13 protein-coding genes are annotated in these 13313 nt (G+C 59.9%); 2 read left to right on the top strand and 11 right to left on the bottom strand.

Annotated features, from left to right (window positions below):
* Positions 1 to 20: 20 nt before the first annotated feature.
* From PRZ03_RS08285 to PRZ03_RS08275, 3 genes are read right to left on the bottom strand one after another with little or no spacing between them, the layout of a single operon-like run.
* On the bottom strand, positions 21 to 719 hold the full coding sequence (locus PRZ03_RS08285; RefSeq protein WP_263533733.1) for a type IV pilus inner membrane component PilO: 699 nt from the start codon (positions 717 to 719) through the stop codon (positions 21 to 23).
* A 7-nt stretch (positions 720 to 726) separates the two neighbouring features.
* Positions 727 to 1386: a PilN domain-containing protein gene (locus PRZ03_RS08280; RefSeq protein WP_273599838.1), complete on the bottom strand. Its 660-nt coding sequence runs from the start codon at positions 1384 to 1386 to the stop codon at positions 727 to 729.
* Entirely contained in the window at positions 1383 to 2420 is a 1038-nt protein-coding gene (locus PRZ03_RS08275; protein ID WP_263534073.1) for a pilus assembly protein PilM, read from the bottom strand. The genes PRZ03_RS08280 and PRZ03_RS08275 overlap by 4 nt, the downstream gene beginning before the upstream one ends.
* Positions 2421 to 2739: 319 nt before the next feature.
* On the opposite strand from PRZ03_RS08275, the gene PRZ03_RS08270 reads away from it, so the two are divergent.
* Positions 2740 to 5124, top strand: a complete 2385-nt coding sequence (locus PRZ03_RS08270; RefSeq protein WP_273599837.1) for a penicillin-binding protein 1A — start codon at positions 2740 to 2742, stop codon at positions 5122 to 5124.
* Here the strand turns inward: PRZ03_RS08270 and cyaY are convergent.
* The gene (gene cyaY / locus PRZ03_RS08265) at positions 5114 to 5443 is read right to left on the bottom strand and encodes an iron donor protein CyaY (RefSeq protein ID WP_273600073.1); all 330 of its coding nucleotides are present in this window, start codon (positions 5441 to 5443) and stop codon (positions 5114 to 5116) included. The two genes, PRZ03_RS08270 and cyaY, sit on opposite strands and share 11 nt — an antisense overlap.
* A 57-nt stretch (positions 5444 to 5500) precedes the next feature.
* Between cyaY and lptM the strand changes: the two genes are divergently transcribed.
* The gene (gene lptM / locus PRZ03_RS24055; RefSeq protein WP_409993940.1) at positions 5501 to 5710 is read left to right on the top strand and encodes an LPS translocon maturation chaperone LptM; all 210 of its coding nucleotides are present in this window, start codon (positions 5501 to 5503) and stop codon (positions 5708 to 5710) included.
* Positions 5711 to 5717: 7 nt separating this feature from the next.
* On the opposite strand, the gene PRZ03_RS08260 is transcribed toward lptM, so the two are convergent.
* From PRZ03_RS08260 to PRZ03_RS08230, 7 genes are all read right to left on the bottom strand, one after another.
* Positions 5718 to 6704 carry an ABC transporter ATP-binding protein gene (locus PRZ03_RS08260; protein WP_273599836.1) on the bottom strand — a complete coding sequence of 329 codons (987 nt, stop codon included), beginning with the start codon at positions 6702 to 6704 and terminating at the stop codon, positions 5718 to 5720.
* Positions 6701 to 7684, bottom strand: a complete 984-nt coding sequence (locus PRZ03_RS08255; RefSeq protein ID WP_263533729.1) for an ABC transporter ATP-binding protein — start codon at positions 7682 to 7684, stop codon at positions 6701 to 6703. Before PRZ03_RS08255 ends, PRZ03_RS08260 begins: the two co-directional genes overlap by 4 nt.
* An 18-nt stretch (positions 7685 to 7702) precedes the next feature.
* On the bottom strand, positions 7703 to 8638 hold the full coding sequence (locus PRZ03_RS08250; protein WP_263533728.1) for an ABC transporter permease: 936 nt from the start codon (positions 8636 to 8638) through the stop codon (positions 7703 to 7705).
* 46 nt (positions 8639 to 8684) lie between these two features.
* Positions 8685 to 9662, bottom strand: a complete 978-nt coding sequence (locus tag PRZ03_RS08245; RefSeq protein ID WP_263533727.1) for an ABC transporter permease — start codon at positions 9660 to 9662, stop codon at positions 8685 to 8687.
* Positions 9663 to 9853: 191 nt separating this feature from the next.
* Positions 9854 to 10507, bottom strand: a complete 654-nt coding sequence (locus PRZ03_RS08240) for a DUF3047 domain-containing protein (RefSeq protein WP_273599835.1) — start codon at positions 10505 to 10507, stop codon at positions 9854 to 9856.
* 269 nt (positions 10508 to 10776) lie between these two features.
* A complete protein-coding gene (locus PRZ03_RS08235; RefSeq protein ID WP_273599834.1) occupies positions 10777 to 12018 on the bottom strand; it encodes a porin in 1242 nt (413 codons plus the stop codon).
* A gap of 192 nt (positions 12019 to 12210) precedes the next feature.
* Complete coding sequence (locus tag PRZ03_RS08230) at positions 12211 to 13239, bottom strand: porin (RefSeq protein WP_273599832.1); 1029 nt, start codon at positions 13237 to 13239, stop codon at positions 12211 to 12213.
* Between the last annotated feature and the right edge of the window lie 74 nt (positions 13240 to 13313).

Genomic DNA, 13313 nt, shown 5'->3' with positions numbered 1-13313 from the left:
CACGGTGATCAGTCGCGCCTTCACTTTTTGGCTCCCGCTGCAGCCTTGGCCGCAGTCTTTTTCTGATCGGCCACCTCAAGCGCATCAAGGTAGCGGTAGGTTCTGGCGGTCGCCTCCATGCTCAGGTTGCCGCTGGCTGCATCCTTGCCGGTGGGGGCCAAAACGTTCAAATTGTGCAAGGTCACAATCCGTGACAAATTGGAAACGTCGGCAGCAAAAGCGCCGATGTCGTGGTAGCGCCCGGACACCCGCAGCGCAATGGGCAACTCGGCGTAATAGTCTTTCACCACCACTTGGCCTGGGCGGAACAACTCGAACTGCAAGCCGCGACCAATGCCTGCCTGGTTGATATCGGAAAGCAGCGCATCCATCTCGGCCTTGCCGGGCAATTGTTTTTCCAGCTGAGTCACATATTCCTCAACCTGGCTTTTTTGCTTGCGCAATTCAGGCAAATTGACCGCCTGGGCCAGCTTGCCTTTGTAATCTTGCTGCAGGACGGGTTCGCGCTCACGCTCGGCGTCCAGCGCCGACTGCACATCCGCCAACATAAACACCCAGCCCAGCACCATCACCAGCACGGCCACCGCCGCAAACGCGGCCAGCTTCGGCGCCCAAGGCCATTGCCCCGGCTCGCTGGTATTCAGGCCACGAAACTGATCGGCCACGCCCTCGAACCAGACTCCGGGCTCGAACTTCACTGAAAACGCCTTGGTCGCCATGCTTGCCTCAGGACTGGTTGGGCGCGAGCGGGCTCGCAGCAGCCGACATACCTGCCGCACCCGAAGCCGACGAACCTGGCGCACCGGGCTTGCCACCTGCTTCGCGGTTCGGCTCCTTGATCGAAACCCGCATCGAGAAATCGTACAAACGTTTCTGATCGCGGCTGTTGGTACTCAAATTCGCCACCTTGATTTCGACCAGTTCGGGCTTATCCAGCCATTCTGAATTGCGCGAGGTATTGCGCAAGAACTCCGACACGCGCTCATTGGTTTGCGCGATGCCGGTGATGGTGACGACCTTGTCGGCCTGCCGAATCGAGGTCAAATAGACGCCCTCGGGCGTGTGGCGAGCCAACTCGTTCAACAATTGCACTGGCGTATTGCGATCGGTTTGCAAATCCTCAACCGCCCGTTGACGCGACTTCAGCGATTCGATTTCAGAGCGTAAATTGGCAATATCTTTGATCTGATCGTCAAGCCGGCCGATCTCCACCGTCAAGAACTGATTGCGGCGCTGCTGCTCCGAGGTCATATGCTGCACCAGCATATAGGCAGCAGCGACGATGGCGGCGCCGACTGCGGCTGCGACACCAAGCCCGACAAAGAACGCGGTCTTGCGACGTTTGCGCTTTTCTTCCCGGTAAGGAAGCAGGTTGATCAGAATCACTGGAAGAACCTCCGCATGGCCAAGCCGCAAGCCGTCAAATAGGCCGGTGCTTCACGGCGCAATTTAGGTTCACGAATCAGCGCACCCAGCGCCATATTCTCAAAAGGATTGACCACCATGCAGGCGAAACCCGTCAACTCGGTGACGCGCTCCTTCAAGCCCGACAGCGTCGCCGTGCCGCCGGCCAGCATCACGTAATGCACTTTATGGTGAGGCGTGCTGGTGAAGAAATACTGCAAGGCACGGCCAATTTCTTGCGAGAGGCTATCAACAAAGGGATTCAAAACCGCCGTGCTGAAGTCCTCGGGCAAATCGTTGTTGAGTTTCTTTTGCTCGGCTTCTTCGAAAGAAAACCCATATTGACGCGAAATCAGCTGCGTCAGCTGCGAGCCGCCGAAAGCCTGGTCACGGTCGTACAACATTTCGTCGTCGCGCAAGACCTTAAGGCTGGTCGTATCGGCGCCGATCTCAAACAAAGCCACCAAAGCATCTTTACCTTCATTCGGCAGATTGGCAATCAAGCGGCCCATCGCCATGCGCGAAGCGTGCGATTCGATATCCAGAATCACCGGCCGCAGGCCCGCAGCCTCGGCCAGACCTTGGCGGTCTTGCACCCGATCTTTGCGTGAAGCAGCGATCAAGACCTCAACATCACCCACAGAGGTAGGACTGGGGCCGATCACACAAAAGTCCAGACTGACCTCATCGAGTGAGAAAGGGATGTACTGGTTGGCTTCGGCCTCAACCTGAATCTCCAGTTCCTCATCACGTAAACCGGCCGGCAACATGATCTTCTTGGTAATGACGGCGGACTGCGGCATCGCCAACACCGCATCGCGGGTTTTGCTGCCGCTGCGGGCCACGACGCGGCGCACCGCGTCGGCCACTTCATCGAATTTCTCGATCTGGCCGTCGGTAATCCAGCCTTTCTCGAACGGCTCGGTCGCAAAACGTTCCAGCACCATTTCGCCGCTGGCGTTGCGCCCCAACTCGACCAATTTGACACTGGACGAACTGATATCGAGGCCAATCATGGCCGGATGTTTACGGCCTTTCAAGACGTCAAGTATTCCCACGACGTGAATCCCCCAACGTTTATCGCCGGACTATTAATAAGTTATTTGAATGCTAGCAGCAAAGACCTTGGAGCCCTACGGAAACAAGGTCACAGCAAGTAACGCCACGTTGCGAAACATACACGCCTTCCGGCCGGCCTGAAGGGCCGAAAAAGCGGGGGAAACGAGAGCTTGAGCAAAACAACAGCAAATCGACCCTTTCGCACCGACATTTCACCGAGCTGCAGGGAACTGCCGGGCGAGCTTTCTATAATCCGCCGACCCAATGCGGAGGCCCATGAGCGAAGCCAAAAAGACTGCCCCTCGAACTCCCACGTCCGAGACTCCACCCGTACACCGGCGCACCGCCCTGTCCGTCCTTGGCCGCACGGTTTCTTGGCTGATTGGTTTGACGCTGGCCGCCGTGTTTTCGGGGCTGCTGCTGATCGCCCTGGCGCTGGCGATGGCTTACCCGAACCTGCCCGACATCAGCGGCTTGACCGACTATCGGCCCAAGCTGCCCATGCGCATCTTGTCCCGCGACGGCGTTTTGCTGGGGGAGTTCGGCGAGGAACGCCGCAACTTCCTGACCATCAAAGAGATTCCCAAGCGCATGCAGGATGCCGTGCTGGCGATTGAGGACGCGCGCTTTTATCAGCATGGCGGCGTCGACTATCTAGGCGTCATTCGCGCCGGAATGGCAAATTTTGGCGAGTCGCGCAGCCAGGGCGCATCGACGATCACGATGCAGGTAGCGCGCAATTTCTATCTCTCGACCGAGAAGACCTTGACCCGCAAGATCTACGAGATTTTGCTGTCGCTGAAAATCGAGAACGCGCTCAGCAAGGATGAGATTCTCGAGATCTATATGAACCAGATTTTTCTGGGGCACCGGGCCTACGGTTTCGCTGCAGCCAGCGAGGTCTATTTCGGCAAGCCGCTGCGCGACATCTCGGTCGCGGAAGCCGCGATGTTGGCCGGGCTCCCCAAGGCGCCGTCCGCCTACAACCCAATCAACAACCTCAAACGCGCCACCATCCGCCAGCAATACATCATCGAGCGGATGCTGGAGAACGGCTTCATCACCGAAGAGCAACGCGACGCTGCCAAGGCCGAAAAACTGGTCTTCAAGCCGATCAGTGAATCGCCGCAGCATGCTGAATATGTCGCCGAAGCAGCGCGCATGTTGATGTTCAACCAGTACGGTGACGAGGCTTACACGCGCGGCTTGAACGTCTACTTGACTCTGCGCTCGGACGAACAGACGGCTGCTTACCGGGCGCTGCGCCGCGGCATCATGGATTTCGAGCGCCGCCAGGTCTACCGTGGACCCGAAGCCTATATTGATCTGCCCAAGGACCCCAAGGCCCTCGACGTGCGTGTCGCCGAAGCCTTGGCGGACCATCCGGCCAATGACGAGTTGTTGGCCGCTGTGGTGCTTGAAGCCGACCCCCGCAAGGTCGTTGCAGCGCTGCAAAGTGGCGAAACCCTGACGCTGAGCGGTGAAGGCCTCAAACCCGCGACCTCGGGCTTAAGCGACAAGGGCAACCCCAAGACCCGCATTCGCCGCGGTGCCGTGATTCGCGTCATCAAGTCCACCAAAGGCGGCAAGGATGAATGGACGATCACGCAATTGCCCGAGGTTGAAGGCGCCTTTGTTGCCATGGACCCGCGCGACGGTCGCATCCGCGCGATGGTCGGCGGTTTCGACTACGCCAAGAACAAATTCAACCATGTGACGCAGGCCTGGCGCCAACCCGGCTCCAGCTTCAAGCCCTTCATCTATTCCGCAGCGTTGGAGAAAGGCTTCACGCCAAGCACCGTGGTCAACGACGCGCCGCTGTTCTTCAGCGCGTCCACCACCGGCAGCCAGCCTTGGGAGCCGAAGAACTATGACGGCACCTTCGAGGGCGCCATGCCCTTGCGCCGGGCCCTGGCCAAGTCCAAGAACATGGTCTCGATCCGCATCCTCAATTCGATCGGCGTCGGCTTTGCCCAGCAATGGCTGACACGTTTTGGTTTTGAGGCCGAGAAGCACCCGGCCTATTTGACGATGGCGCTGGGTGCGGGCTCGGTCACACCGATGCAGATGGCGCAGGGCTATGCGGTGTTCGCCAACGGCGGCTACCGGGTGGCACCGCAACTGATCGCCAAGTTGACGGACAACAAGGGCCGCGTGCTGTTCGAGGCGCCGCCCACCCAACTGGGCGAAGAGTCGCGGGCCATTGAAGCAAGAAACGCCTTCTTGATGACCAGCTTGCTGCAAGAAGTGACGCGCAGCGGCACCGCCGCCAAGGCGCAGGCGCAGCTCAAGCGCCCTGACATCTATGGCAAAACCGGCACCACCAATGACTCGATGGACGCCTGGTTTGCCGGCTACCAAAAAGAAGTGGTGGCGGTGGTCTGGATTGGCTACGACCAGCCACGCAAGCTAGGTGACCGCGAGACCGGCGGAGGCTTGTCGCTGCCGATCTGGATCGAATACATGGGCTTTGCGCTGCGCGGCGTGGCGGTTTCAGAACCCTCGGCGCCCGAAGGTGTGTTGAACGTCAACGGCGAGTGGTACTTCGACGAATTCAGCGGCAAAGATGGCGTACCTGCACTCAGTGACGACGAGGCTCACCTGCCCAAGGCAGCCGGCGAAGACGAGAAGAAAAGCATTCTCGATATGTTCAAACGCTGAAGTTCAGCGGCTTACCGCCTTGGGCGCTGGCCTGGGCGGCAAGCATGCTGAGAAACTCGGCACCGGTTTTGGTGTCCAGCCACAGCCCGTCCACATAGCGAAAGTGGAAGCCGCCCGCGCGCGCGGCCATCCACAGTTCCTGCAAGGGGGCCTGGGTGTTGAGAATGATCTTGCTGCCGCCCGGCAGACTCAACTCCAGCAAACCACCGCTGCGATGACTATCGATATCGATCACATCACTGTCCAGCCATTCATCAATCTTGGCCTCGATGTGATCCAGCATCGCCCGCGTTTTGGCAAGGTACTCGACGTCAGTCAGTGGTGTGGCCGGAGGCGTTGATGGGATAGGAGCAGACATGGGCGATAAACTTCCGCAATGATGAAAACGTACAAGATGCTGGTCAGTGTATTCCCGCCAAACTTGGCCGTTACGCGTACAGGGTCAAAACGACGCAGGCCGGCCGCCCTGCTGCTGACTCTGCTGGCATGTTCGGCCTTGCTACAGGGCTGCGGTCAAAAGGGCCCGCTGCGCCTGCCCGAGCCAGCGGCCTCGGCAGCGGCCGCGTCCAGCCCGGCAAAGCCTTGAAGAAGGCTTAAGCGCTAGCCTCGTGGCAGGCGACCGCCACGCCCTTGAACTGACGCATCAGCGGGCGCTCTACCTTGCAGCGCTCGGTCGCCAGCGGGCAGCGCGGGTGAAAACTGCAGCCACTCGGCGGATTGAGCGGATTGGGCACTTCGCCCTGTACCGGCGTGCGCGCCCGGCCGGTCATATGGATGTCGGGAATCGCATCCAGCAACATGCGCGTGTAGGGATGTCGCGGCCGAGCGAATAGCTCGGCCTTGTCGGCCAACTCGACCAAGCGGCCGAGATACATCACGCCGACCTGATCCGCCACATGCCGCACCACCGCCAGATTGTGCGAGATGAAGAGATAAGTCAGCCCATTGCTGCGCTGCAAGTCCTTCATGATGTTGAGCACCTGCGCCTGCACCGACACATCCAGCGCCGAAGTCGGCTCATCGCAGACCAAGAACTCGGGCTGCGTCGCCAGCGCACGCGCAATCGAAATGCGCTGCCGCTGACCACCGGAGAATTGATGCGGGAACTTCTCGCGGTCCAGTGGCGACAATCCGACCGAAGTCAGCAGCTCGCCGACCCGCGCTCGCTGCGCCTCCAAGCCTGCCACCAAGCCATGCTCACGCAGCGGTTCGGCCACGATGTCTTGCACCTTCCAGCGCGGATTCAAAGACGCGTAGGGGTCCTGGAAAATCATCTGCATGCGCCGGCGCAGGGCCAGGGCGCCGCTTGAGGCCAGCGTCTTCGCGGTATCAATGCCGTCAAACATCACCGTGCCTCGGGTCGGCTCATACAGGCCCACCAGCAGCCGCGCCACCGTGCTCTTGCCGCAGCCCGACTCGCCTACCAAGGCGAGCGTTTTGCCACGCTCGATGCTGAAGCTGATGCCGTCTACCGCATGCACAAACTGCCGGGGCTTGCGCTCGATCACGCGGTTCAACCAGGGCGGCGAAACATCGAAAATCTTCGCCAGATCCTTCACCTCAACCAAGGGCGCGCTCATACGGCTACTCCTTGAGTTGCGCTGTGCAGCCAGCAAGCGGCACCGGTGTCACCAACGATAGTCAGCTCCGGCCGTTCGACCCGGCAGCGATCGAACACCTGCGGACAACGCGGGTTGTAGGCGCAGCCCTTTGGAATCGCGTTCAGGCGCGGCATCGCGCCGTCAATCTGCAACAAGCGCTCGCGGTCCTCGTCCATCACAGGAATGGCACCCATCAGGCCGGCGGTATAGGGGTGGGCAGGCTTATGGATGACACTGTGCACCGGCCCGATTTCGGCGACCCGGCCGGCATAGAGCACGGCCACGCGGTCGCAGGTCTCGGCGATCACACCCATATCGTGCGTGACCAGCATCACCGCCGCGCCTTGCTCCTTGCAGACGCGTTTGAGCAGGGCAATGATCTGCGCCTGGATGGATACGTCCAGGGCGGTGGTCGGCTCATCCGCGACGATCAACTTCGGGCTGCCGGCCAGCGCCAGCGCGATCACCACCCGCTGACGCATGCCGCCCGAGAACTGATGCGGGTACTGGTCGATGCGCGCTTCCGCCGCAGGTATACCGGTTTGCTCCAGCAGCTCGATGGCACGTTTGCGCGCCTGCGCTTCACTCAAGTTCAAGTGCGTGGTGATGGTTTCGATCAGCTGACGCCCGACCGTGTAGAGCGGATTCAGCGAGGTCAGCGGGTCCTGAAAAATGGCACCGATCTGGCGGCCACGGATCTTGCGCATCTCGTCGTAGGGCAAGTTATCGATGCGCCGGCCTTCAAGCAAGATCTCGCCCGAGGCGATACGCCCCGGTGGGTCGAGCAGGCCGATGATGGCCGCGCCGGTCAGTGACTTGCCGGCACCGGACTCGCCCACCACGCCCAGGATCTCGCCTGGCGCAATATCGAAACTGATGTCATCCAGCGCCAGCAAAGTGCCGTGGCGGGTGGGGAATTCGACCCGCAGATGGCGGACTTCAAGAAGAGCTTGGGTCATGAGGGAAAGAGTTAACTATCAACGCAGGCGAGGGTTGAGCGCATCGCGCAGCCAGTCGCCCAGCAAGTTCACGCTCAGCGCGATCAGCACCAGCATGGCACCGGGCCAGATCGTGATCCACCATTCGCCCGAGAACAAGAAGTCATTGCCGACGCGGATCAAGGTCCCCAGCGAGGGGCTGGTCGGCGGCACGCCGACTCCGAGAAACGACAGCGTGGCCTCGGTGATGATGGCGGCCGCCACTTGAATGGTCGCCAACACCAGCACCGGCCCAAGGACATTGGGCAAAACATGGCGGCGCATGATGCGCCCAGGCGCCACGCCGATCACGCGGGCCGCCTGCACATACTCCTTGTTGCGCTCCACCATGGTCGTGCCGCGCACCGTGCGCGCGTACTGCACCCAACCGGTTAACGAGATCGCCAAAATCAAGACCAGGAAAGCCAAGCTGTCATGCGCGTTCGGGAACATCGCGCGACCGACGCCGTCGATCAGCAAGGCGATCAGGATGGACGGGAAGGACAGCATCACATCGCAGATGCGCATGATGAAGGCATCGACCTTGCCGCCCACAAAGCCCGACAGCAGACCCAAGCCAACGCCTATCGTCATCGACAACAGCACCGAAGCAAAGCCGACGAAGAGAGAGATACGCGCGCCATACATCAGCGCCGACAGCAAATCTCGCCCCTGATCATCAGTGCCGAGCAGGTATTTGCTGCTACCACCCTCCATCCAAGCGGGTGGCAGGCGCGCATCCATCAATTCCAGCGAAGCCAGATCAAAGGGGTTGTGCGGGGCAATGAATTCCGCAAACAGCGCACAGAAAATGCAAACAAAGGCAATCACCGCCGCCATCATCGCCACCGGCGACGAGCGGAAAGAATGCCAGACGTCGCCTGCAAAAAAACGGCTCAGCGCGCCCGGCGCAGCAGTCGAAGAAAGAGAACTCATGCGTAAAGGAACTCGGCAAGAAGACGGGGTTTGACGGGTGACATCATCAATGCGCCTTGCCTTCAACACGCAAGCGCGGGTCGACCGCGAAATAGAGCAGGTCGACCAGCAGGTTGATGGTCACGAAAATGAAGGAGATCAGGCACAGATAGGCGGCCATCACCGGGATGTCGGCGAACTGCACCGCCTGAATGAAGAGCAGCCCCATGCCCGGCCACTGGAACACGGTCTCGGTGATGATGGCGAAAGCAATCAAAGAGCCGAGCTGCAGGCCGGTGATGGTGATCACCGGCACCAAGGTGTTCTTCAGCGCATGGCCGAAGTAGACACTGCGATTGCTCAAGCCGCGTGCCCGCGCGAACTTGATGTAGTCGGTGCGCAGTACCTCCAACATCTCCGCACGGACCAAACGCATGATCAAGGTCAGCTGAAACACCGACAGCGTGATCGCCGGCAGCAAGACGTGGCGCAGGCCATCGGCGGTTAGCAGGCCGGTGGTCCAAGTGCCGAACGCGGTCACGTCACCGCGCCCGAAGCTGGGCAACCATTTCAGCCAGACCGCGAAGACCAGGATCAGCAAGATACCGATCAAAAAGGTCGGCAGCGAAACGCCCAAGAGCGAGAACATCATCAGCAACTGCGAGCTGGCCCGGCCGCGCCGCAGGGCCGCATAAACGCCCAGCGGAATGCCTACGCCAAGCGCAATCAAACCGGCCACCATCGATAACTCCAAGGTTGCAGGGAAACGCTCGACGATCAGGCTCGACACCTTGCGACCCTGCCTCAGGCTGAGCCCGAACTCGCCCTGCAGCGCATTGCCGATGAAGCGGGCGAACTGGACCGGGAACGGCGCGTCGAGTCCGAGGTCATGGCGCAGGGCCACGCGCTGTTCCTCGGTCGCGTCTTGGCCCAGTAAATTAGTCACCGGGTCGCCCACATACTGAAACAACATGAAGGCGATAAAAGCCACCGTCAACATCACAATGATGGCTTGGGCAAGGCGTCTGAGAATGAAAACTAGCATGGGTTGTGCATGGACCGGTGGCTGCCCGACGAGCGACGCAATCGCGGGCGGCCAAGAAGACTATAGGAGTAGAGCCAAGCGAGCGCCGGCTTCAAAACCGACGCTAAGGAAAAGCTGACACATGATGGCGAAGAGCGTGCCTCGCCACAAACGGGTAAGCCCTTAGAGCAGTCTAACGAGCCTGCGTAAGATCAAAATTGCAAGCTCCCCTTGAGCGCCTGCTGATGGGCATCCAGCAACAGAATATTGCCGTAACAGGCTTCGGCGCGACTGCGTGTGTTGTCGCCGTCGGTCATCATAGCCATTGAGGTGAGTCGACCGGGCTCCTCGCCAAAAGCCTTCATATAGTCGGCACGCACATTGCGCCGCAGACGTTGCCAAGTCCCTCGCCCGCCCTCGCCGGAGCCGACGACAATCTTTCGAACGCGGTCGCTGCGCGTGCTGATCAGCACCGTCTCCGGCGCGGCATGGGCATCCCATACATACATCAGCGTCGCAAACGGAGGCGCCTCACCGGTCAGGGTCTGCACCAACTCGAACTGCATGCGGTTACGCAAGGACAAGCTGCCTTCATCGCCAGCAAAGCCCAAAAGCAGCCGCGCCGGCGCGTCATCGGTGTCGGCCTCTTGGACCGATGAGCGCGCGTCCAGTGTATGTATCCACCAATCGAATTGCACCGCCTCGAGCTGCTCAGGCTCGATCTTCAGCGCACGGCGCCACAGGCTGACGGATTCGGCGGCCTGTGCCAGCACACAATCCTGTCCACCCCGCTTGGCCAAGGAATACTGCGTGACGCGCTTGCCCGGCAACTCTTTAGCCGACCAATCCACCAGAGCCTCCGGCATGGATTCGACTGAGGCGTAGGCCTCGGTTGGCTTGGTGTGCGGAGGCGCAGGCGAGGCACAAGCCAGAAGTGTTCCGACTGCGGCAAGCAATAGGCCAAAAGACCTCAGCGATAAGGGTGGCGGAGGGCTTTGCTCAGGCATGTGCACAGTATACGAAGGCCGGGATCACCCCAAAAAGCTGCCTAGAAAAAGAAAAGGGTCGCAGAGCGACCCTTTTTCAAGACAGACCGCTCATCTGGAGCGCGCCCGAAATACAGCGATAGAAACGATCAGAAGCGGTGACGCAAGCCAACGCCAAAGCTATTGGAATCCGTACCGGCACTGGTGGTCACGCCGCCCAAGAAGCCAGCGCCACCAGGAGCCATCTGGCCCAGACCGGTATTATCGAAGTGAGTCAGCACCATATTGACATCGGTGCGCTTGGAGAAGGAGTAGGTGTAAGCAACCCCGTAAGACTGGGTATCGGCATTCGATTTCGTCTTGTCGTCAAGCTTCGAATACGCCGTGTAGAAGGTATTCGCGCCCATCGTCATCTTGTAACCAATGTGCATCAGCACCGAGTCTTGCTTCAGCGCATTGATATAGGCATTCGACACCAAACCGGCATAAGGCGCTGTGGATGGACTTGCCAGCAAAGACGCGCGGATGCCACCCAAGCCGGAAGGATTGTCATCCTTGGCGGTGATGTACATCGCGCTCAGCTTGCCCGGGCCCAATGCTGCGGATCCACCGACGACGAGATTCTTAAGCGACTTCTGGCCGTTTTCGTTTTCACGCTCTTGATAGCCAAAACCCACGGTGAAAGCATCCGAGCGGTAGTAGCTCAGCAGGCCCATGAAATGGCCCTGCGCAGCAGACCCTTCTCCGGCAGCAACCATGGCAGCTGCGGTGAATCCGCCCGTTTGAATGCCGTATTGCACCGAGTTGCTCTGACGGATGTCGATCGCAGGCGGGAAGCTTGCCACTTGACCCGCCGCCAAGCTGGACTGGGTTTGCATGATGTCAAACTCGGCCTGCATCAAATACGCGGGCGTGTACTGGCGGCCAGCGGATACCGCACCGACGGGCGTCACCAGTCGAACAAAGGCCTGCCGATCCCAGAAGTTATTGGCGACGTTGACGCCAAAGCTATTGCCCAGATTCGCAGCGACGCCGTTCACGATGGGCTGCAATGCCGCCGGCAAGCCCAGCAACTTGGCCTGACTCAAGCGGTCGGGCAGTTGCCCACCGCTGACTGGTCGGTTACTGGTTCCGCCAGTGTCGGCTTCAAGCCGATTTTCCAAGGTGAAGCCGGCGCTGAAACCGCCACCCAGATCTTCGGTGCCACGCACGCCCAGGCGGGAGCCGTCCATGATGCCGCTGACCACCTGCGTGACATTGCCGCCACGCACACCCGAGGTGTAAGTCACACCGGCGTCAACGATGCCGTACAGCGTCACGCTGCTGGACTGCGCCCAAGCGGCAGAAGTGCTGACAGCCAACAAGCTGAGGGCGAGATAGGTCTTCTTCATGGATGTCTCCTGTTATCAAATTCGAATGACTTGATTTTGAAGTATTCGATCGACTCATAGGGCGCTGTGTTGCACGACACCCACAGGCGCTAACCCTGTCACCCAGGCGACTCGCTCGCCCATCAGGCACAAAAAAGCCGCCCGAAGGCGGCTTTTTGGTCAACAGGCCCGAGGGCCCATCAGCCGTATTGCTTAGAAGCTGTGACGCACGCCGACGTCGAAGCCGCCGGAACGGCCGTCCTTGACAACTGCAGGGTTGGCGCTAGCGCCAGCACCGTTGACGCCGAAGTTTGCGCCGGCCTTGTTGTCGATATAGGACACGGTCGTGTACAGCGCAGTGCGCTTGGACAGGTTATGCACGTAGCCAGCAGCCAGTTGCGAAGAGTCACCCGAAACGGCAACAGTCTTGGCATTGCTCTTGCTGTAGCTGGCGTCGGTGTACGAAGCCCAGACCGAGCCGGCACCGATAGGTGCAGTCACGGCGATGGTGTACAGGTCTTGGCTGTGCTCACCAAACTCGTTGGTCGAGTACAGGCCGCTGACCTTGGCCATGCCGAAGTCGTACGAACCGCCCAAGCTCATGAACTTGAACTTCTTGTTCGTGCCGAATTCAGTGTAGGCAGCTGCCACATTAAACGCGCCAGCCTTGTAGCCCACGCGGCCGCCAACGCTCTTGTTCAACTCATTCGTGCCTTCGCCGGCCGAAGCTTCCAGCGTGCCGTAGAAGCCACCCAGATTAGCTGGAGCGGAGTACGACACTTGGTTGTCGGTGCGGCTTGTGTTCAGGCCAGTCGCGCCCAGCGTACTGTACAGGTTGTAGACCGAACCCAGGCCAGTGGCGCTGACAGGATCGAATTCTTCAACGGTGATCTTGGTGATGGTCTTGAAACGACCCAGGCGCACTTCGCCCATGCTGGCCGAGATCAGGCTGACGGTAGCTCGGCGAGCCCAGAAAGCGGAATCAGCTGCACCGGTGTCAGTGTTAACAGCACCTTCCAGCCAGAAGCCAGCCTTCAGATCGCCGCCGAGGTCTTCAACGCCACGCACGCCGAAACGGCTGGTGGTGTTGCCACCGGAAGCCAGGCTGTACACGCTCTTGCCGTTGGCATCGGTGTAACGCATAGCAGCGTCAACCACGCCGAACAAGGTCACCGACGATTGAGCAGCTGCGACGCCAGCGAACGAGCCGAGTACGGCCAAAGCAACAATAGATTTCTTCATTCGATACTCCTAAGTGTTCAAAAAGGGCCGATCTGCAAACACCACTTAGCGCTCGCCGGACCCACTCCCTTCAT

This window comes from Roseateles albus (assembly GCF_028595345.1).
GTDB classification, from domain to species: Bacteria; Pseudomonadota; Gammaproteobacteria; order Burkholderiales; family Burkholderiaceae_C; genus Paucibacter_A; species Paucibacter_A albus.
Note: the sequence above shows the minus strand (reverse complement) of the source record. Positions and strands in the feature narration are given on the sequence as shown.